17 protein-coding genes, 3 tRNA genes and 1 other annotated feature (1 of these 21 running past the window's edge) are annotated in these 18,987 nt (G+C 30.6%); of the genes, 2 read left to right on the forward strand and 18 right to left on the reverse strand.

Going from position 1 to position 18,987, the window contains the following annotated elements; translation table 11 throughout:
• A protein-coding gene (locus ACYQ1T_RS05160) for a DUF5050 domain-containing protein (RefSeq protein WP_459832546.1) crosses the window boundary here: on the forward strand, window positions 1–611 show its 3' portion. Its footprint begins 370 nt before the window's first position; only the last 611 of its 981 coding nucleotides appear in the window; its start codon lies beyond the left edge, outside the window; its stop codon occupies window positions 609–611.
• Window positions 612–700: 89 nt separating this feature from the next.
• On the opposite strand, the gene murD is transcribed toward ACYQ1T_RS05160, so the two are convergent.
• The 11 genes from murD to ACYQ1T_RS05215 all read right to left on the reverse strand — a co-directional run bounded on the left by murD (window position 701) and on the right by ACYQ1T_RS05215 (window position 8,990).
• Window positions 701–2,080 carry a UDP-N-acetylmuramoyl-L-alanine--D-glutamate ligase gene (gene murD / locus ACYQ1T_RS05165; RefSeq protein ID WP_459832549.1) on the reverse strand — a complete coding sequence of 460 codons (1,380 nt, stop codon included), beginning with the start codon at window positions 2,078–2,080 and terminating at the stop codon, window positions 701–703.
• A gap of 139 nt (window positions 2,081–2,219) precedes the next feature.
• Window positions 2,220–3,611 carry a glycine--tRNA ligase gene (locus ACYQ1T_RS05170; protein ID WP_459832552.1) on the reverse strand — a complete coding sequence of 464 codons (1,392 nt, stop codon included), beginning with the start codon at window positions 3,609–3,611 and terminating at the stop codon, window positions 2,220–2,222.
• A gap of 49 nt (window positions 3,612–3,660) precedes the next feature.
• Window positions 3,661–3,827 (reverse strand) — a binding site (T-box leader).
• A gap of 145 nt (window positions 3,828–3,972) precedes the next feature.
• Window positions 3,973–4,047, reverse strand: a tRNA-Asn gene (locus ACYQ1T_RS05175).
• Window positions 4,048–4,079: 32 nt separating this feature from the next.
• Window positions 4,080–4,154: transfer RNA gene (locus ACYQ1T_RS05180), tRNA-Asn, on the reverse strand.
• A gap of 30 nt (window positions 4,155–4,184) precedes the next feature.
• Window positions 4,185–4,259 (reverse strand) — tRNA-Asn (locus ACYQ1T_RS05185).
• A gap of 378 nt (window positions 4,260–4,637) precedes the next feature.
• A complete protein-coding gene (locus tag ACYQ1T_RS05190) occupies window positions 4,638–5,888 on the reverse strand; it encodes a site-specific integrase (RefSeq protein WP_459832554.1) in 1,251 nt (416 codons plus the stop codon).
• Window positions 5,889–5,985: 97 nt separating this feature from the next.
• Window positions 5,986–6,189, reverse strand: coding sequence for an excisionase (locus tag ACYQ1T_RS05195; protein WP_459836465.1), 204 nt, complete (start codon window positions 6,187–6,189; stop codon window positions 5,986–5,988).
• A 9-nt stretch (window positions 6,190–6,198) separates the two neighbouring features.
• The gene (locus ACYQ1T_RS05200; protein WP_459832557.1) at window positions 6,199–7,173 is read right to left on the reverse strand and encodes a viral replication protein; all 975 of its coding nucleotides are present in this window, start codon (window positions 7,171–7,173) and stop codon (window positions 6,199–6,201) included.
• Window positions 7,174–7,344: 171 nt separating this feature from the next.
• Window positions 7,345–8,100 (reverse strand): FtsK/SpoIIIE domain-containing protein, encoded by a 756-nt coding sequence (locus ACYQ1T_RS05205; RefSeq protein ID WP_459832560.1) that lies wholly within the window; start codon window positions 8,098–8,100, stop codon window positions 7,345–7,347.
• The gene (locus ACYQ1T_RS05210) at window positions 8,084–8,671 is read right to left on the reverse strand and encodes a hypothetical protein (RefSeq protein WP_459832562.1); all 588 of its coding nucleotides are present in this window, start codon (window positions 8,669–8,671) and stop codon (window positions 8,084–8,086) included. The genes ACYQ1T_RS05205 and ACYQ1T_RS05210 overlap by 17 nt, the downstream gene beginning before the upstream one ends.
• Window positions 8,672–8,756: 85 nt before the next feature.
• Window positions 8,757–8,990 carry a hypothetical protein gene (locus ACYQ1T_RS05215; RefSeq protein ID WP_459832565.1) on the reverse strand — a complete coding sequence of 78 codons (234 nt, stop codon included), beginning with the start codon at window positions 8,988–8,990 and terminating at the stop codon, window positions 8,757–8,759.
• 153 nt (window positions 8,991–9,143) lie between these two features.
• On the opposite strand from ACYQ1T_RS05215, the gene ACYQ1T_RS05220 reads away from it, so the two are divergent.
• The gene (locus ACYQ1T_RS05220; RefSeq protein WP_459832567.1) at window positions 9,144–10,001 is read left to right on the forward strand and encodes a hypothetical protein; all 858 of its coding nucleotides are present in this window, start codon (window positions 9,144–9,146) and stop codon (window positions 9,999–10,001) included.
• Between the two features lie 37 nt (window positions 10,002–10,038).
• Here ACYQ1T_RS05220 and ACYQ1T_RS05225 read toward each other — a convergent pair whose 3' ends face one another.
• The 7 genes from ACYQ1T_RS05225 to ACYQ1T_RS05255 form a co-directional block, all read right to left on the reverse strand.
• Window positions 10,039–11,079 carry a restriction endonuclease subunit S gene (locus ACYQ1T_RS05225; RefSeq protein ID WP_459832570.1) on the reverse strand — a complete coding sequence of 347 codons (1,041 nt, stop codon included), beginning with the start codon at window positions 11,077–11,079 and terminating at the stop codon, window positions 10,039–10,041.
• Complete coding sequence (locus ACYQ1T_RS05230; RefSeq protein ID WP_459832573.1) at window positions 11,066–13,018, reverse strand: HsdM family class I SAM-dependent methyltransferase; 1,953 nt, start codon at window positions 13,016–13,018, stop codon at window positions 11,066–11,068. The genes ACYQ1T_RS05225 and ACYQ1T_RS05230 overlap by 14 nt, the downstream gene beginning before the upstream one ends.
• Before the next feature lie 170 nt (window positions 13,019–13,188).
• Entirely contained in the window at window positions 13,189–14,697 is a 1,509-nt protein-coding gene (gene lysS, locus ACYQ1T_RS05235; protein WP_459832576.1) for a lysine--tRNA ligase, read from the reverse strand.
• A 14-nt stretch (window positions 14,698–14,711) separates the two neighbouring features.
• Window positions 14,712–15,194, reverse strand: a complete 483-nt coding sequence (gene greA / locus ACYQ1T_RS05240; RefSeq protein WP_459832578.1) for a transcription elongation factor GreA — start codon at window positions 15,192–15,194, stop codon at window positions 14,712–14,714.
• 214 nt (window positions 15,195–15,408) lie between these two features.
• Window positions 15,409–16,383: a tRNA dihydrouridine synthase DusB gene (dusB, locus tag ACYQ1T_RS05245; RefSeq protein WP_459832581.1), complete on the reverse strand. Its 975-nt coding sequence runs from the start codon at window positions 16,381–16,383 to the stop codon at window positions 15,409–15,411.
• Between the two features lie 6 nt (window positions 16,384–16,389).
• Window positions 16,390–17,169 (reverse strand): type III pantothenate kinase, encoded by a 780-nt coding sequence (locus ACYQ1T_RS05250; RefSeq protein ID WP_459832584.1) that lies wholly within the window; start codon window positions 17,167–17,169, stop codon window positions 16,390–16,392.
• Between the two features lie 135 nt (window positions 17,170–17,304).
• Window positions 17,305–18,975 carry a formate--tetrahydrofolate ligase gene (locus tag ACYQ1T_RS05255; protein ID WP_459832587.1) on the reverse strand — a complete coding sequence of 557 codons (1,671 nt, stop codon included), beginning with the start codon at window positions 18,973–18,975 and terminating at the stop codon, window positions 17,305–17,307.
• Window positions 18,976–18,987 lie beyond the last annotated feature (12 nt).

Raw genomic sequence — 18,987 nt, forward strand, 5'->3', positions numbered from 1 at the left:
CTTTATATAAGTTAGATTACCAAAGTAAAAAGATAACAAAATTAAATAATAATTATACTTCTGATATTATAGCAAATGAAAATACAATTTTTTATATTAATAAATCTGATGGAGATAAACTTTATAGCTATGATATAAAAAATAATACTTCAAAATTATTATCATCTGATAAATGTGGTAGCTTTTTATTAAATGGAAATACTATTTTTTATCAAAACTTAAGTGATAACTCTAAAATTTATTCTTTATCTATAACAACAAATGAAAAAACAAAAATAACAGACTCTAGTGCAAATAGTTTTGTTATATATAAAAACCAACTGCTTTATTTTAATTCTCAAGATAATAATTCATTATATGCTGTAAATTTCCCATTATTAGAATCTAAAAGAATCGATGCTTTAAATGGTGAAAATCTTAAAACATTTGATGATAAGTTATTTTTTATAAATAAGGAGAAAGGTAATACTTTATTTAGTTTATCTTTATCACAAGATAGGGCTGAAATATCTGAACTTGTTTTTGATTCTATAAATGACTATTATCCAACTACCTCTGGAATTTTCTTAGAGAAATCTATTGATATTAATAAAAATTACATATATAAATAGAAAAAAGGCTCAAAGATAATTTACTTTAGTAATATATAGGTTTTCCTACATATCTACTAAAAGTAGTATATTATCAATGGCCTTTTTATCTATCCTAATTTTTTAACTAACTCTTTAAATTTATTTCCTCTTACTGCAAAGTTAGGAAACATATCAAATGATGCACATGCTGGTGCTAAGGTAATAACGTCACCTTTTTGCGCAATTTCCTTTGCTTTTAAAACAGCTTCTTCTAATGACTCAACCATATGAATAGGAATCTTAACCCCTTTTTCTACCTCTACCTTATCAAAAGCTTCTTTTATCATGTACTTTGTTGCTCCAAGTAATATAAGCTCTTTAATATACGGATAACCTTCTTCTGCTAACGGATTAAAAGGAATATGTTTATCATATCCTCCAGCTATTAATATAACTTTTTTTTCAAATGCAAATAATCCTGCTAAAGTTCTTGTTGGACTTGATGCTATAGAATCATTGTAGTATTTTACTCCATCTATTTCTCTAACTAGTTCACATCTATGCTCAACACCACTGAATGTTTCTGCTACCTTTTTCATAGTTTCTATCTTAACGTCATCTTTAGTTGCTATAAAAGCAGCTAAGTAATTTTCAACGTTATGAATTCCCTTTATAACTATATCATCTTTTTTACATACTTCTATACCTTGTAAATATAATGATCCATCTTTATAATAAGCTCCATCTTCAACTATTCTTTTTGAACTAAACTCTCTAATTATTCCCTTTGCTTCCTTTTCAAATGCATAAGTTATTTCATTTTCTCTATTTACAACTAAAATGTCTTCTTTATTTTGATATAGGAATATATTTTTCTTTGAATCTATATACTCTTGCATATCTTTATGCATATCTAAGTGATTAGGGGCTAAATTTGTAACTATTGCAACATCTATAGGTGAATTCATAGTCATAAGTTGAAAGCTTGATAGCTCTAATACAACCATATGATTTTCTTCAATTTCTTCTATTTGAGAAAAAAGAGGTGTTCCTATATTACCACCTACCCATGTCTTGTAACCTTGAGCTTCTAATAATTTTGAAACTATTGTAGTAGTTGTGGTTTTTCCATCACTACCTGTTAATCCATAAATTTTCCCTTTGCAATATCTTACAAACTCTTCCATCTCTGAAGTTATATAAGCACCTTCTTTTTTTACTTTTATTAAAGCATCACAGTCTATTCTCATTGAAGGAGTTTTAAATACAACTTGGAATCCTGTTAACTTATCTAAATATCCTGCTCCTAACTCCAGTAATACACCTTTCTTCTCAAAATCTAGTGCAGTTTCCCCTAATTCTTCCCTTGTTTTTTTATCAAAAGCTGTTACTTTAGCTCCTAGCTTAACTAAAAAATTTATAAGAGGTATATTACTTACTCCAATTCCAACCACTGCAACATTTTTATCCTTTATAAACTCTTTAAATTCATCAAATTGCTTTTTCATTTACCTTCCTCCAAAAAATTATCTATTTAATATTATATTAACTCTTTTTAAGTCTGTCCCAATTCTTTCTAATTATAACATTTTAAATATACAAATACAAAAAAGAGTTAAAGAAATACTCTTTAACCCTTTTTGTTAATTAAAATAATAAGCTTTTTTCTATATAAGCTTCTAAATCTGAAATTTTAACTCTTTCTTGTTGCATTGTATCTCTATGTCTAATTGTTACTGCTTCATCTTCTAAAGTTTCAAAGTCAATAGTTATACAGAATGGAGTACCTATTTCATCTTGTCTTCTATATCTCTTACCAATACTTCCAGCTTCATCATATTCTAAATTAAACTTCTTACTTAAGTCCCCATATACCTCTAAAGCTTTTTCTGAAAGTTTCTTTGAAAGTGGTAATATGGCAGCTTTATATGGAGCTAAAGCTGGATGTAAATGCATAACCGTTCTAACATCTCCACCTTCTAATTCTTCTTCATCATAAGCATCTACTAGAAAAGCTAGTGCAACTCTATCAGCTCCTAATGATGGTTCTATAACATATGGTACATATTTTTCATTAGTTGTTGGATCTAAATAGTTCATATCTTGACCTGAATGTTCTTGGTGTTTCTTTAAGTCATAGTCAGTTCTATCTGCTATTCCCCAAAGTTCTCCCCAACCAAATGGGAATAAATATTCTATATCTGATGTTGCATTTGAATAGAATGATAATTCTTCTTCACCATGATCTCTCATTCTTAAGTTATCTGTAGCAACCCCTAAATTTAATAAGAAATTCCAACAGTAATCTTTCCAGAACTTAAACCATTCTAAATCTGTTCCTGGTTTACAGAAGAATTCTAATTCCATTTGTTCAAATTCTCTTGTTCTAAAAGTAAAGTTTCCTGGTGTTATTTCATTTCTAAATGATTTACCTATTTGAGCTATACCAAATGGAACTTTCTTTCTTGAACTTCTTTGTACTGATTTAAAGTTTACAAATATACCTTGTGCTGTTTCTGGTCTTAAATAAATTTCACTTGAAGAATCTTCAGTTATTCCTTGGAATGTTTTAAACATTAAGTTAAACTTTCTTATATCTGTATAATTTAACTTTCCGCATTTAGGACAAACTATGTTATTTTTTTCTATGTATTCTTTTAACTGTTCATTTGTCCATCCATCAGCAGTTGCAACCTCTGCACCATTTTCGGTCATATGGTCCTCTACTAATTTATCTGCTCTAAATCTAGCTCTACATTCTTTACAATCCATTAATGGATCTGAGAATCCACCAACGTGACCTGATGCTACCCAAACTTCTGGATTCATTAATATAGCACAATCTACTCCTACATTATAAGGACTTTCTTGAACAAACTTTTTCCACCAAGCCTTTTTAACGTTATTTTTAAATTCTACACCTAAAGGACCATAATCCCATGAATTAGCTAATCCACCATAAATGTCTGAACCTGGGAATATAAATCCTCTGCTTTTACAAAGTGCAACGATTTTTTCCATAGTCTTTTCTACTGCCATTTTTTATACCTCCAATATTTTTAAATAAAATAAAAAAAGCCTAAAAACCTAAAGGGACGAAATTTTTATTCCGCGGTTCCACCCTTCTTGGCTTTAGCCCAACTTTAAATCTTAATACTCCAAAGCGCCCTTCATTTTAAATCAATAACGATTTACAGCAACCATCGTCTCTCTAAAAATGATTTCAAAACTACTCCTCTTTATCATAGTACTTATTAAATTATATAATTAATTTTACCAAAAGCCCTAAATATGTCAAGACCTTAGCTTATATAGATTTAACTGTAAATTTCTATAAAAACAAAAAAGACCTTTATAACAACAGACTAAATCTACTCTTATAAAAGTCTTTATAAAAAAATGGCTCCGCGAAGAGGATTCGAACCTCCAACCTATCGGTTAACAGCCGAGTGCTCCACCGTTGAGCTATCGCGGAATATCTTTTATAATAAATAATTTAAATTTAAATGGCTCCGCGAAGAGGATTCGAACCTCCAACCTATCGGTTAACAGCCGAGTGCTCCACCGTTGAGCTATCGCGGAATATTTTATAATAAATAATTTAAATTTAAATGGCTCCGCGAAGAGGATTCGAACCTCCAACCTATCGGTTAACAGCCGAGTGCTCCACCATTGAGCTATCGCGGAATATTTATTACATAGTTATTATATCAAGATTCTATAATAATGCAACCCTTTTTTATAAAAAATTTTGAAAAACCTATTTTTTTATTTTTTATCCACACTATTATGTCTTTTTTAGTATTTTCTGTTGATAACTTATAACTTTATTAACATTTAAAAGAAAATATTATATTAAATAAAAAAGAGCAAATACTTTTGCTCTTTTAATTACTTCTTACTTATTTGCTTGTGGCTTCATTGTAGGGAAATCCAGCCAAACAATTCACTACCTTTTATATTTCTTTATATCCCTATTTAGTGATATTCTTTTTTTATCTTAATTTTATAAATCTACGCAACCCTTTCTAACTAGTCGTAAATTAGTCGTATGTTAGTCGTAAATCACTTTATACCAGTCTGTACAACCTTTTGCGTATTAAAGTAGTCCTCAAAATTAATCAATTCAGCACGTTTCAAATCTTTAGTAGCTTCTGCATATATATTCATTGTTGTCTCTGCATCAGCATGCCCAAGAATATCTTGCATTGCTTTAATATTTACGCCTGCTTCACACATTCTAGTTGTAAATGTATGCCTCAATGAGTGATTACTGAATTTTGGAAGTAATACTACATCTTTAAATTTATTATCCAACACCTCATAATTGCAATCTCTAATAATTCGTCTTAAAGCCTTATTCAATGTCCCTTGATGCTGAACTCCTTCAAATCGATTAATAAAAATAAAATCTGTATATCCATCAACACTTACTTTACACTTAATACCAAGCTCTTCTTGATTATGCCTTTCCTTAAGAAACGCTTCTTTAACTTTTGTTAACATTGGTACTATTCTTATTCCAGCTTTTGTCTTAGGTGTGTTTACTGCAAAATCACAACCTGCCTTTTCCCCTCTACTATAATATACAAGAGTATGATTGATGCTTATAGTTTCCTCATCAAAATCTATATCACACCATCGTAAGCCTGTGATTTCTCCCACTCTTAACCCTGTCCATAACATAACTGTAAAAATTGGACACCATTTATTATACTGTCCAGGTCTACTCAAAAAGTCCTCAAATAGTTCCTGTTCTGGAATAGTTAATGCTCTCCTTTTTAGCGAATCATTGTTGTGAGCCTTTTTTAGTTCTTTTAATGCATTATCAGAAGGATTATATCTTAAATAATCATCTTCAACACCAAGTTCAATAACCTGATGCAATACTGTATGAATGCAATCAATTGTTGATGTTTTTATGTGTTGCTCATCAGCAAGACTATTATAAAAAGCTCTTACATCAGTTCTTTTTAAATCTACAATTCTCATATTACCGAAATCAGGCTCTACAAACTGTGTGTACATATATTTATAATTTTGAAAAGTATTGTCCTTCAATCCTCTCTTAATTTGCACCCACAAATTATATAAATCATTGATAGTCAAATCTTTCTTGTTCGCCCTGATTCCATCTAATGCATCTCTCAAGACATCTATTTCTTTTTCTCTAAGTTCATCAAGTGTTTTTGCATAAATGGAATGACGTTTTCCAATTTTATCTCTCCACTTATATTCAAATGTACCATTAGTTCTTTGATATTCGCCTTCCTTTAAAACTCTTTTCTTATTATCTTTACGTCTCTCTACTGCCATGATAATTCTCCTTCCATAACGATAAAGAGAACACGCTCATATTTATTATAAGCTGAGAATGTTCTCTTCGTCTACAGTAAAATACATCTTTTGTAAATTATATTGAGTACGTCATTTCTAAATATTCATCAAATAATTTTCTTTTAATAAGACGTTTATTTCCACACCATATCACATATCGGCAATCCTTCACATTGGTTAAGTCTCTCAACTTATTAACCCCGATACCAAAATATGCAGAAGCCTCTTCTAACGTAAGATTTGATTTTTCCCATATAGGTATTTTTTTATTTATAAAGATTCCTCCTTTCTAATCAAAAGGAAATTTCACATTATCAACTTCCATAAAATTATTTTTTCTATCAAGATATTCTTTTACGGACATATACTCTTTTTTATCTCCTTTTGAATCATAAATAACCACTTTGTGTATTCTTCTTAAAAAGGCTTTCCATGATTCCTCATCTTCCCTTTGAGTCTCTAAATACTGTTTTTCAAGCGACCAATTCGATACAATATATACCTTATTATAGCAAGCAAATTTATTTGTATATCTACTTGGTAATTCAATAGGGTAAATATCACAATACATAAGCATTTCTTTTAATTTAAGTGAAGAACGAAACTCATCAAAGCATATAACCGATTGACAATTGTATCCATCAAATGGATGCAAATAGTCAGTTGCTCTATATACATTTGAATATCCGTTATCTTCTAACACGCCTCTTGTTTTACCAGTACCAGTTACACCACTTATATATATAACTTGTAAATCAAGTCTAACGGTTTCTTTAAATCTTTCAGTTAATATTGTGGTACGTATTTTATCTAACTTGTCAATTTGCAAGATATAATCTTGGTTAGTAGCCAATATTTCAGCATTTGTCATATTATCTAGTACCATTTGATATAAGTCAGACATATCACTTCTTTTGCCCCTACTGTCTGGCGGTTGTGTTCCATACTCTTCAAAAGTACCTTCAATCTTCTTTTCCTGTTTAGATTCATCTAACTCCCATTTTCCTGACTTTTTTATATAGTTTACGTTGTCCGATACAGACCCTCTACATTTTTCAATATGAGCTTTTGGGAAGTATCTCTTTATCATACTGAATCTAACTCTTGAAGCAAATACTACATAAATATGTGTATGAAACTGTGAACCTTCTTCATCAGCCATGCAGAAATATGATATAGTCTTAAAGTTGTTCCTTATAATTTCAATAATATACTCATGCGTGAATCCTTTTTCAACAGGATCATTAATTGTTAATTGGTACATATATGATTGTGTATCTATAACTTCTCCCTCCTTCTGTGCAGTTTGTTTATTGATGTGAACAACTTGAAACTGTTGAATTTACAAACTTTCATGCTGTTTGTGCACTGTTGGGTAATACTAACCAACAGTGTGCATAGGCTTGTGGCTTCGCCACCGCCCTGCACCTAAGTATTATTTCGTTAGTTCATTAATGCAAATCTGTTTCATTTTTTCTACATTACGTATCAATGGTATTTTTATAAACTCTAATTGTGACCCCTGCAACAAAACAACACCTTCTCCTATCCCAAATTCCCTTTCGCCTATTTTATCAATATACTCTTTAGGTATAAGCATTTCATATATACTTCTAATAGGTGCACCAACAATAATTATTACTCCATAATTCAAGCGGCTTCCAGATGGAAACGCTACAGAATCTGCACGCTGGCATGCTACAACTAATCTAACACCTAGAGAACGTCCCAACATCAGTATTTCTGACACTTTACGCATTATTTCATCAGCTTTCTTTTTATCTGTATTTTGAATAGATAAAATATTTGCCATATATTCATCCCAAATAAGGGTTATAGGATGACGTGATTCATCTTTCCCCGACTGTCTATTATGCAATATTTCATAAACTGTATTTAATGCCTCTATAGATTTATCATAAGGATAATATCTAGGACAATTTCTTAAATGCGAAAACTGATCATCCTGTTTAAAGTCTGCAAAATATACTTGTCCTTCCGAACTATTTTCAAGGCACAATCTTGCGAATAGTGTGTTGACCATAAAACTTTTACCACTTCCCGACATTCCACATAAAAGTATATGGCTATTTCTCTTAGTTGATATATCTATTTTAATAGCTTCTTTTACTCCATAGCCATACCATTTATCAAAATCATAACCAATCAATATATTAGAAGCTTTCATCATACATTGCATCCCTTTGAATAGCCTTTCTGCCTTTAGCTGTCTTTAATACAATTCTATTTCCGTCATGATTACCACCATATTGAATCTCTTCAACAAAATGAACATTCATTACATCTGCAATAGCATCCTTATATTCGAGCCACGTGTTATATGGAATATAGGTAAAAAACTCTCTTACAATTACATCAGTACCTTTAATCTTATTCTTACTAATTAATATTGGATGTCCAGCTTTTAGAACTTTACTATCAAAAACTAATAATAAATTTGATTCATCACGAATAGCAGTTTTTTCAGCTACTATTTCTATAAGATACCATGATAATAAAATAGGCAAAATTATTACTGCAAAATTCATAGCAAATTCAAATGCTGGAGCTAATATATGTGGTACATCGAAACCATTCATCAACTTACCTTTAAGAAATATTAATAATAATGCAAATACTACTATTAGAATCCAAACTAAATTTAATAGCGGTTTGTTTATTAACTGTGATACTCCTAACTTAAATCTTAACATTTGTTTTTTTCTGTTACGCTGACGAGCCAAATATTCATCTTTATCCATTGGAAATCCTCCTTTTAATTTTTATATAATTGCAGATGAAGTAGTGTTATTACTACCCCACCTGCTTAAATTACTTAGATATTTATTATGCCTTATTAATCATTTCAATTTTGCCTCTATGATTAAAAGAAATATCTATTGTTTCATTTGCCTTTATGTCTTTAGGAATATTTAGTCCGTCTTTCAGAAAGAACTTTTCTGTTCTCAAACCTTCTACATTCTCATCCTTAAAGGCAACAAAAATATTCATTCCTTTGATTACTTCTCCACTATTGTTAGTGAAATTTAAATTTTGAACACCTACTATTTTTACTACCATTATCCTTTTCTCCTTTCCGCCTTTGATGATATCCTCATTAGCTTTATTCGGTTGTACCTTCCGATAAACTTATAATATCATTATTAGTAGGTATTGTTGTCGGAAGTTTTTTATGATATTCTGTTTTTAATACCTACCCAAAGGAGATAGTACATGAATATTGATATTATATTAGAATTTTTTTATTGTAGAGCTTCTAACCGCATTAAAGAAAAAGTAACTGAATCTAATCTTACACATCGTGAAATATATCTGCGTGATAGTAAACAAATTAGTTGGATTATTAACAACAATAGAACGAAAAATAACAGATTTTTGATTACTGATGCTGTCCTTGAAAATTGTGATGATTTTGGTGAACCTGATGGACTTTTAAAAAAACTTCCTTTTAGAAATATAAAAGAAATCCTATGGGGAACAGATTATGAGATTGAATGCTATTTACCATTATTATTTGAGCTTCTATGGGATGAGGTATCCTATGAAGACAATCCTAATCTTATTGATAAAGAACTGTACCTTTGTGACTATATCCCATATGCTAAGTACAGTACATATTGGAATATAATATTTTCTGAAAATAATATATATCCTGCTATTAGCTACGGCATTATGGAAGATGATGTTATTAACAACATAGATAAAGCCAGAGAGCAAGCATATATATTTTTATATAACAAATATAAAATTAAATTCAAAAAAATATTTGTTGAATTTGTGGAGAAGACCGATTCATTTCATAAAATCAATCAGGTGTTTTTAGATAATTTTATTAGAGATAAATTCATACCAATGTTAATACAGAATAAACCTAATAGCATCTCTCTTGGACTTCGTGTAAAGAATCTTATTGAAGCAGATTTATCACACGTTGCTTCTCTATCATTAAATGATGACGATATTGAACAAAAATATTACTCCAAACTTATTAATGCTTCATCTACTTATATTGTATTATTAGAAAAAATACAATCAGCGTACCTTGAGCAACTTAAAAGAGAGACTCCCTAATTAAGGCAGTCTCTCTTTTAAAACTAATACACTTCTATTATTTATTCTGTTCTACATAATCAAGGTAACTCTGATATTTCTTTATCATTAAATTTTTTATATATTGTTCCATATAATTATAATCTGGTTCTCCAGATTCCGTTACAGGTAACATAATTCTTTCTTTTGCAAGTCGTGGGTCTGATATTTCATGGCTAAAACTATATTTTCCAGTTAAAGCCTTTGTCATTACTGTAGCCAAAAACAGATATTGATACTGGTTTAAATTAGCGTTCCAACATTGAGTTACATGGTCAGCCGCTACGAATGTATATGGATGATAAAAGGCTTTTCCAGCAGATGAGCCACCATTTGCAATACTTAAACAGTTTGTAAATTTTCTAACTTTATCTTCATTGCCGATAAAATGTGTAACACCATTTTTTTGTCCATAAGATGATACAAGCGGTGTGATTCCTTCAATGTGATTTTTATCTACAATACGCTTACCTCGTTGAGGTTTTTCAAATATCTTTTTGATATAAAATGGTTGCCATTCGATATTTTCTATACTATGAATTTCTTCATTCTGCATTTTTCTTAATTGTTTTCTGCAATGCAAAAGATATTCGTCTCTCTTTTTTTTCTCATATTCTTTTATATATTGTTCCATAAATTCATAATCAGGCTCTCCCAATTTATTCACAGGAAGTAAAATACTTTGACGTTTGGTAACATTTAGTTGCGCTTGTCTGCCATATGAGTATTTATTACCTTGCTTCATTATCATATTAGAAATAAATAATGCGCTATATTTTGAAAAACGTATTGATGATAATACTGATACATCATGTGAGCAATAAAATGGATGTGGTTGATAGTAAGCCGAAAATTTTATTTTCTCGATGGTAATACAGTTTCCATTAAAAAGTGCATCATTGCTGATATAATCTACAATACCATTATTACCAGTTTTCGCGCTCACATAAGGATTTCTACCATCCTTTATGTGTTTTTTATGTAAATAAACGCCTTTATCTGTATCAAATGTCTCTCCTATCTTAAACTCTTTCCATTCTCTATCTTCAAGATTCAGCATTTTCATTACCTCCATCAAAAAGATATTGTCTACCTTGCATTATCATAGAAAATTCAAATGATAAATAATCCCCAATTGTCTTATCAAATTCGTTTTCTGTAGGAATATCATCATTAAAATAATAGAAGCTATGTAACCATTCATCTTCTGCTTCAACGGATGATTTTACGCAAAAATGAGTATCTGCATCGATACGATCAAACCATACATCTAAGAGATGCTGCTTTTTATCCTTTGCAGATTCAGTTTCCAAAAGTCCTATATGTGCGGATATAGCCCAGCCATCATCTTCAAAGTTGATAAACTTACATTCCTTATTCTTCGGATGTGGTTCTCCTGCTGTAAAGACTGCTATACAAGGCATAACACCAACACCATAGAATGTATCTTTATTAAGAGTTATTACGCCTTCTAATGTATGATGCTTTAATATATTTTCCTTTACCGCTTGTTCTTCTTTTGTTTTTCCAGTCATAGATGATTGTGGAACAATTACTGCACACCTTGCACCTTCTGCCAAAGAATCTAATAAATGCTCTGTAAAGCAAATCTCATAAAGATTAGGATTCTTCTTTGAACCTTGCGAATAAGGTGGGTTCATCATACCTACGGTCGCACCTTTTAACTGTAATTTGTCTGGCTCTTGTGCAAGAAAATCCCCATTTATAAGATTACTTTTTCCATCTCCACGAAGTATCATATTTGTAGTAGCAATGGTAAACATATATGGCTGTAATTCAAAACCATGTAAATTATTTTTTCTAATTGCTTTTATATCCGGATCATTTACAATATCTTTTCTTGATTTTAAGCCCTTAGTTTCAATCACTTGATTAAACATATTATGCATAGATGCAATTAGAAATCCTGCTGTACCGCAACAAGGATCAAGAACTATATCTGTATGCTGTAAGGCAAGCAAATCACAAAATAATTCTGTGATATGCTTCGGTGTCAAAACAATTCCTAATGACTGTCCATCTCCCCCACTATAACTCATAAATTCTCCATAAAAACGTCCCAGATAATCTTCTGCGGAACTTGTATATTTTATACACTTATAGATGTGGTCATACAGAAATTCTGTATAATAACGTAAAGGCGTCTTTCCAAGCTCCTTATTTTTCTCATTTAAAATCATTGTATCTTTAATGATTGAAAACTGGCTTAACAATTTATCTCTTTTTACATCTGGAGCTACTTGTGCTCTCTTTAAACTCGCTTCAATAGCTTCATATATTTTATGTCCATCTGTTTTTAAACCATCTCCATTTAGGGTGTCTATAGAAAAATTCTTATGCTCTAATTCATTCAAAGCTAGTAAAATTCCGGATACCACCAATGGCTTATCAATATCTTTTAGATTCCCATAATTTCTCAGATCTTCATGTAATTCTGCGGCATCCTTTAAAATTTCCGCGGTCTCTTTCTCTGTATCTGTTTTTTCTTGCAATACTTCCTTTATATAGTATTCCTCGATATTTTTATTATTAAATGATATAAAAGACTCTACCTCTGGAAGTTCTCTGTAATATTCTGTATCGTCAACAAAGATAGGGCTAATTTTATGTCGTTTTTCATTACCAGAAACACCAAAAGTTAAAACTTTTTTATAAGAAGTATTCTTAACAATATGTTTCGCATAAAACAATGCTCCATTCATAGCATAATTTTTTACTGCCTGAACCTCTAAACTAATAAGACTGCCATCACGCTTTACATGCTTATTAATATCAGCTTTATCTTCAATAACAAGTACATAATTATCTACTATCCCTATGTACTCTGGAAAACCTACATTTCCAGTACCACTTTTGGAAGCCGTCTTTAACGCTTCATTCAATTCTTTTATACTGCTTCCTTGTGGCTCGAGGTCAATTCCAGCTTCTTTTAGTAAATCTCTAACCCATAAATCAGTTTTTACTTCTTTCTTTGCCATAATACCATTCTCCTTCGACTTCTATATCCATATTATACTATATCAAAAGCGGTCAGACAAATATTGCCTAACCGCTTTATTTTAACATTATAAACGTGTTCTCTTTAATTGGTCACAAATTGGTCGTAATTTCCGGCTTTCAACTATAAAAAGCCTTGTAATCACTGTATTTATTTTTGTAATGGTTTCATTGTTGGGAACATTATAACATCTCTTATAGACGCAGAATCAGTTAGGAACATTATAATTCTATCAATACCTATTCCTAATCCTCCTGTTGGTGGCATACCTGTTTCTAAAGCACTCATGAATTCTTCATCTATCATGTATGCTTCATCATCTCCAAGTTCCCTTTCTTTTTCTTGTTGATTAAATCTTTCTCTTTGAACTATAGGATCGTTTAATTCTGAATAAGCATTACATATTTCTCTTCCAAATACAAATCCTTCAAATCTTTCTGTAAATTCAGCATTTCCTCTTTTCTTTTTAGTTAAAGGAGAAATTTCTACTGGATAATCACAGATGAAAGTTGGTTGAATCATATGCTCTTCTGCATATTCCTCAAATAACATATTTAATACTTCACCCTTAGTTACATATTTAAGATCTTTCTTAAATTCTAAGTTCTTTTCTTTAGCTATAGCTTGAGCTTCTTCATTAGTTTGTATTGAATTAAAATCAACTCCTGAATGTTCTTTAACAGCATCAACCATAGTTATTCTCTTCCAAGGAGGCATAAAATCTATTTCTGTTCCTTGATAGTTAACTTTAGTTGTTCCATTTACTTTTTCACATACATAAGCAACCATATTTTCTGTTATTTCCATCATATCATTATAATCTGCAAATGCTTCATATAATTCTATCATAGTAAATTCTGGATTATGTCTTACTGACATACCTTCATTTCTGAAGGTTCTTCCCATATCATAAACCTTTTCTAATCCTGCAACTATACATCTTTTTAAGTATAACTCTGGAGCTATTCTTAAATACATATCTATATCTAAAGTATTATGATGTGTTACAAACGGTCTAGCTGATGCTCCTCCAGCTATAGGTGCAAGCATTGGAGTTTCAACTTCTATAAATCCTCTATTATCTAGGAATTCTCTTATTCCTTTTATAATTCCAGCTCTCTTTATGAAGTTAGTTTTAACTTCTGGATTTGAAATCATATCAACTTCTCTTTGTCTATATCTTAAGTCTGGATCTTTTAAACCATGCCATTTTTCTGGTAATGGTTTTAAAGATTTACATATTAATTCAAATGAACTAACTTTAACTGAAACTTCTCCAGTTCTAGTTTTAAAAACTACGCCTGTTGCAACAACCCAGTCACCTAAATCATAAGTTTTATATGATTTTAAAGCCTCTTCTCCAACTTCATCTATTTTTATAAAAAGCTGTATTTTTCCATCTCTATCTTGTACGTCTGAGAAAACAACTTTTCCTTGACCTCTCTTAGACATAATTCTTCCAGCTACAGTTACTTCTGCACCTTCTAAATTTTCAAAATTTGCTTTTACTTCTTCTGCTGAATGTGTTCTTTCCACTTTATATACATCAAATGGATCTTTTCCTTGTGCCTGTAATTCTGCTAGCTTTTCTCTTCTTAAAGCTTCTTGCTCACTGAACTGAGACTCTAACTCTTGTATATTCATTTCCTCAGTTGACATTAAATATCCCTCCGTTAATCTCTTCTTATTCCTAGTATCTCAAACTTATTTACTCCATTTGGAACTGAAACTTCTACTATTTCACCAACTTTTTTGCCCATTAAAGCATTTCCAACTGGTGATTCGTTTGATATTTTAAAGTTCATTGGATCTGCTTCTGCTGATCCTACTATTGAATACTCTACCTCTTCATCAAATTCATAATCCTTAACTTTAACTATTGAACCTACTGAAACTTTATCTGTTGGAATTTCTGACTCATCTACTACACTAGCATTTTTAAGCATATTTTCTAGTTGAATTATTCTTCCTTCTGTAAATGCTTGTTCATTCTTAGCTTCATCATATTCTGAGTTTTCACTTAAATCCCCATACCCTAAAGCAACTTTTATTTTTTCAGTTATTTCTTTTCTTTTAACAGTTTTTAAAAATTCTAATTCATCTTCTAATTTTTTAACGCCTTCATAAGTCATTAAGAATTTCTTTGTTTCGCTCATATTGTTCTCCCCTTCAAATAATTACTACTTTTATTTAAATACCTAACACTAGGTCTGATATTCTTGAAATCATTTAAAATATTATAAATCAGTAAATTTAATATGTCAATAAACTTAACATTTTATGCCATTTTGTTTCAATTTTTGTGACTTTATATGTATTTACTGTTTTAACTATATTTATTCTTATAATTCCTTTTTAATTACAATAGTTTTATATTTTACTAAGCTCATCTTTATAATTATTTAACAGCTCAATAACTTCACTACTTTCATTCATAGTATTCATTATATTTCTTAACTCACTACTCTTTGGTAAGCCCTTTATATACCATGAAGCATGTTTTCTCATTTCTCTTACAGCCTTATGCTCTCCATCATATTTTAAAGCTAACTCATAATGTCTTAAGCACATATCTACTCTATCAATATGAGTTATATTAAGAAGTTCTTCTCCTTTTAGCTTTCTTTCAATTTGTTTGAAAATCCATGGATTTCCCATACTACCTCTTGCAATCATTATACCATCACAATTAGTTTGTTCTTTCATTTTAAGAGCATCTTCTGGTGTAAATACATCTCCATTTCCTATTACTGGGATATTAACTTGAGATTTTACTTTAGCTATTATATCCCAATCCGCTTTTCCTTCATACATTTGCTTTTTAGTTCTTCCATGTATTGCAATTGCATCAACTCCAGCCCCTTCTAGAGCCTTAGCAAACTCAACCGCATTTACTGAATTTTCATCCCAACCTTTTCTAAACTTTACCGTTACTGGCTTACTTGAAACTTTTTTTATACTTTCAACTATTTTAGCTGCTAACTTAGGGTTTTTCATAAGGGCCGAACCTTCATCATTTTTAGTTATTTTAGGAGCAGGACATCCCATATTTATATCTAATATACAAATATCCTCTCTATCGTTAAAATGTTGTTTAACTACCTCAGCCATTATTTCCGGATCATTCCCAAAAATTTGTGCTGCTACTGGCATTTCTTCATCAGCTATTCTTAATAGAGTTTTTGTATTTTCACTTCCATAGTATAATGCTTTAGCACTAACCATCTCTGTATATACTAATCCACAGCCCATTTCTTTACATAATCCTCTAAAGGATATATCTGTTACGCCTGCCATAGGTGCTAGAAAAACATTATTTTTAAATTCTAGGTTTTTAATTTTCATATTATACTACTCCTTATTCTTTTCGTATATTATTCTTAACCCCTCTAATGTTAAACTAGAATCCACCTTATCAATAACTTCAGTTTCTTTTGCTATTAAATTAGCTAAGCCCCCTGTTGCTATTACTAAAGGTTCTTCCGAACCAAGATCCATCATTTCCCTTTTAGTCTTTTTAACTATATATTCAACCTGCCCTATATATCCGTAAAGTATTCCAGCTTGCATACTAGTTATAGTATTTTTACATATTATATTTTTAGGTACTTCTAATTCTACTCTTGGCAACTTTGCTGCTCTATCAAACAAAGCATCTGATGATATTTTAACCCCTGGTACAATACATCCCCCAAGATAGTTTGCTTCTTTAGTTACTGCACAAAATGTTGTAGCTGTTCCAAAATCTATTATAATCATATCTCTTTTATATTTATCATGTGCAGCTACTGCATTAACAATTCTATCTGCACCCACTTCTTTTGGATTGTCATACTTAATATTTATTCCAGTTTTAACTCCTGGTCCTACAATTAAAGGATTAATACCAAAGCTCTTTTTTATCATGTTTTCTAAAGAATGCATTATATTAGGAACAACTGAAGAAATAATTATCCCCTTAACTGCTTCAGGATTAAGTCCACTTTGAGTAAATAATTGCATCACTTGAATTGCATACTCATCTGATGTTTTTTTTGCATCTGTTGATATTCTCCAACTTGCAACATTCTCTAAATTTTTATATACACCTAACACTATATTTGTATTACCTACGTCCACCAATAAAATCATAAAGCACCACCTTAATACAATTAAAAGCAGCCCTAAAGCTGCCTTTATTTTAAGTAATTATAATCCTAAAAAAAATTTAACAATTTAATTTTAACAATTACAAGCTATTTGTCAAGTGTTGTAAATTTTATATCTTTAGAATAATCCTATAATTTCTCCATTATTTAATATATCCATCCTATTGGCTGCTGGCACCTTAGGTAATCCTGGCATTGTCATTACATCTCCATTTAACGCAACAATAAAACCAGCTCCATTAGAAACTCTTACTTCTCTAACTGTTATATCAAAATTTTCAGGCCTTCCTAAAAGTGTTGGATTATCTGATAATGAGTATTGAGTTTTTGCCATACATATAGGTAGTTTATCTAAACCAAACTTTTCAAGTTCTACTATTTGTTTTTTTGCAGCTAAAGATATATTAACACTTTTTGCCCCGTATATTTCCCTGGCTATAAGTTCTATTTTATTTATTATAGTATCCTCTTTATCATATATAGGTTTGAAGTTAGATTTTTCATTTTCTAAAACATCACAAACTATATTTGAAAGTTCTACTCCACCTTCTCCACCTTTAGCCCAAACATCAGATAAAGCAACCTTTACTCCAAGCTTTCCACAAAACTCTTTTATAAATTCTATTTCATCCACAGAATCTGTTAAAAATCTGTTAATTGCCACAACTACTGGAACCCCAAATTTTTTCATGTTTTCAATTTGTTTTTCAAGATTTACAATACCTTCTTCTAAAGCATCTACATTAGGAGTATTTAACTCTTCTTTTTTAACTCCTCCATGGTGTTTTAAAGCTCTTATAGTAGCTACTAATACTACACAATCTGGATTTAATTCACCATATCTACACTTTATATCTAAAAACTTTTCTGCTCCTAAGTCTGCTCCAAACCCTGCCTCAGTTATAACTATCTCCCCAAGTTTTAATGCCATTTTAGTTGCCATAATTGAATTACATCCATGTGCTATATTAGCAAACGGTCCTCCATGTATTATAGCTGGAGTATTTTCTAATGTTTGAACTAAATTAGGCTTTATGGCATCTTTCATAAGTAAAGCCATAGCCCCTTGTATTTCTAATTGCTTAGCATATACTGGATTTCCATTTAAATCATAAGCAATTAATATATTACCCATTCTTTCTTTAAGATCTTCCAAACTATTTGCTAAACATAATATTGCCATTATTTCTGAAGCCACAGTTATCATAAAACCATCTTCTCTTAAGAATCCATTTATTTTACCACCCATTCCAACAACAATATTTCTAAGAGACCTATCATTCATATCTATAACTCTTTTAAATGTAATTCTTCTTGAATCAATTCCTAATACATTTCCTTGATGAATATGGTTATCTATAGCAGCTGCTAATAAATTATTTGCAGATGTTATAGCATGCATATCTCCTGTAAAGTGAAGATTTATATCTTCCATAGGTACAACCTGTGCATATCCTCCACCAGCTGCTCCTCCCTTTACTCCAAAAACAGGACCTAATGATGGTTCTCTTAAAGCTATAATAGCGTTTTTTCCCATTTTACATAAAGCCTGACCTAACCCTACAGTTACAGTTGATTTACCTTCACCTGCAGGAGTTGGATTTATTGCTGTAACTAAAACCAATTTTCCATCCTTGTTATTTTTTTTACTATCTAAAATATCTAAAGATAACTTACATTTATATTTACCATACTGTTCAATATCATCTTCACTTAATCCTATCTTTTTAGCTATATCTACTATATGTTGCATTTTAGCTTCTTGAGCTATTTGAATATCGCTTTTCAATTTGAAATCCCT

Source organism: Clostridium carnis, from assembly GCF_054657435.1.

Bases quoted from the DNA above. Each gene is read 5' to 3' on its own strand.
- murD (WP_459832549.1), bottom strand. From the start codon at position 2,080: ATGAAAAAGCAATTTGATGAATTTAAAGAGTTTATAAAGGATAAAAAT.
- ACYQ1T_RS05170 (WP_459832552.1), bottom strand. From the start codon at position 3,611: ATGGCAGTAGAAAAGACTATGGAAAAAATCGTTGCACTTTGTAAAAGC.
- ACYQ1T_RS05190 (WP_459832554.1), bottom strand. From the start codon at position 5,888: ATGGCAGTAGAGAGACGTAAAGATAATAAGAAAAGAGTTTTAAAGGAA.
- ACYQ1T_RS05200 (WP_459832557.1), bottom strand. From the start codon at position 7,173: ATGTACCAATTAACAATTAATGATCCTGTTGAAAAAGGATTCACGCAT.
- ACYQ1T_RS05205 (WP_459832560.1), bottom strand. From the start codon at position 8,100: ATGATGAAAGCTTCTAATATATTGATTGGTTATGATTTTGATAAATGG.
- ACYQ1T_RS05210 (WP_459832562.1), bottom strand. From the start codon at position 8,671: ATGGATAAAGATGAATATTTGGCTCGTCAGCGTAACAGAAAAAAACAA.
- ACYQ1T_RS05215 (WP_459832565.1), bottom strand. From the start codon at position 8,990: ATGGTAGTAAAAATAGTAGGTGTTCAAAATTTAAATTTCACTAACAAT.
- ACYQ1T_RS05220 (WP_459832567.1), top strand. From the start codon at position 9,144: ATGAATATTGATATTATATTAGAATTTTTTTATTGTAGAGCTTCTAAC.
- ACYQ1T_RS05225 (WP_459832570.1), bottom strand. From the start codon at position 11,079: ATGCTGAATCTTGAAGATAGAGAATGGAAAGAGTTTAAGATAGGAGAG.
- ACYQ1T_RS05230 (WP_459832573.1), bottom strand. From the start codon at position 13,018: ATGGCAAAGAAAGAAGTAAAAACTGATTTATGGGTTAGAGATTTACTA.
- lysS (WP_459832576.1), bottom strand. From the start codon at position 14,697: ATGTCAACTGAGGAAATGAATATACAAGAGTTAGAGTCTCAGTTCAGT.
- greA (WP_459832578.1), bottom strand. From the start codon at position 15,194: ATGAGCGAAACAAAGAAATTCTTAATGACTTATGAAGGCGTTAAAAAA.
- dusB (WP_459832581.1), bottom strand. From the start codon at position 16,383: ATGAAAATTAAAAACCTAGAATTTAAAAATAATGTTTTTCTAGCACCT.
- ACYQ1T_RS05250 (WP_459832584.1), bottom strand. From the start codon at position 17,169: ATGATTTTATTGGTGGACGTAGGTAATACAAATATAGTGTTAGGTGTA.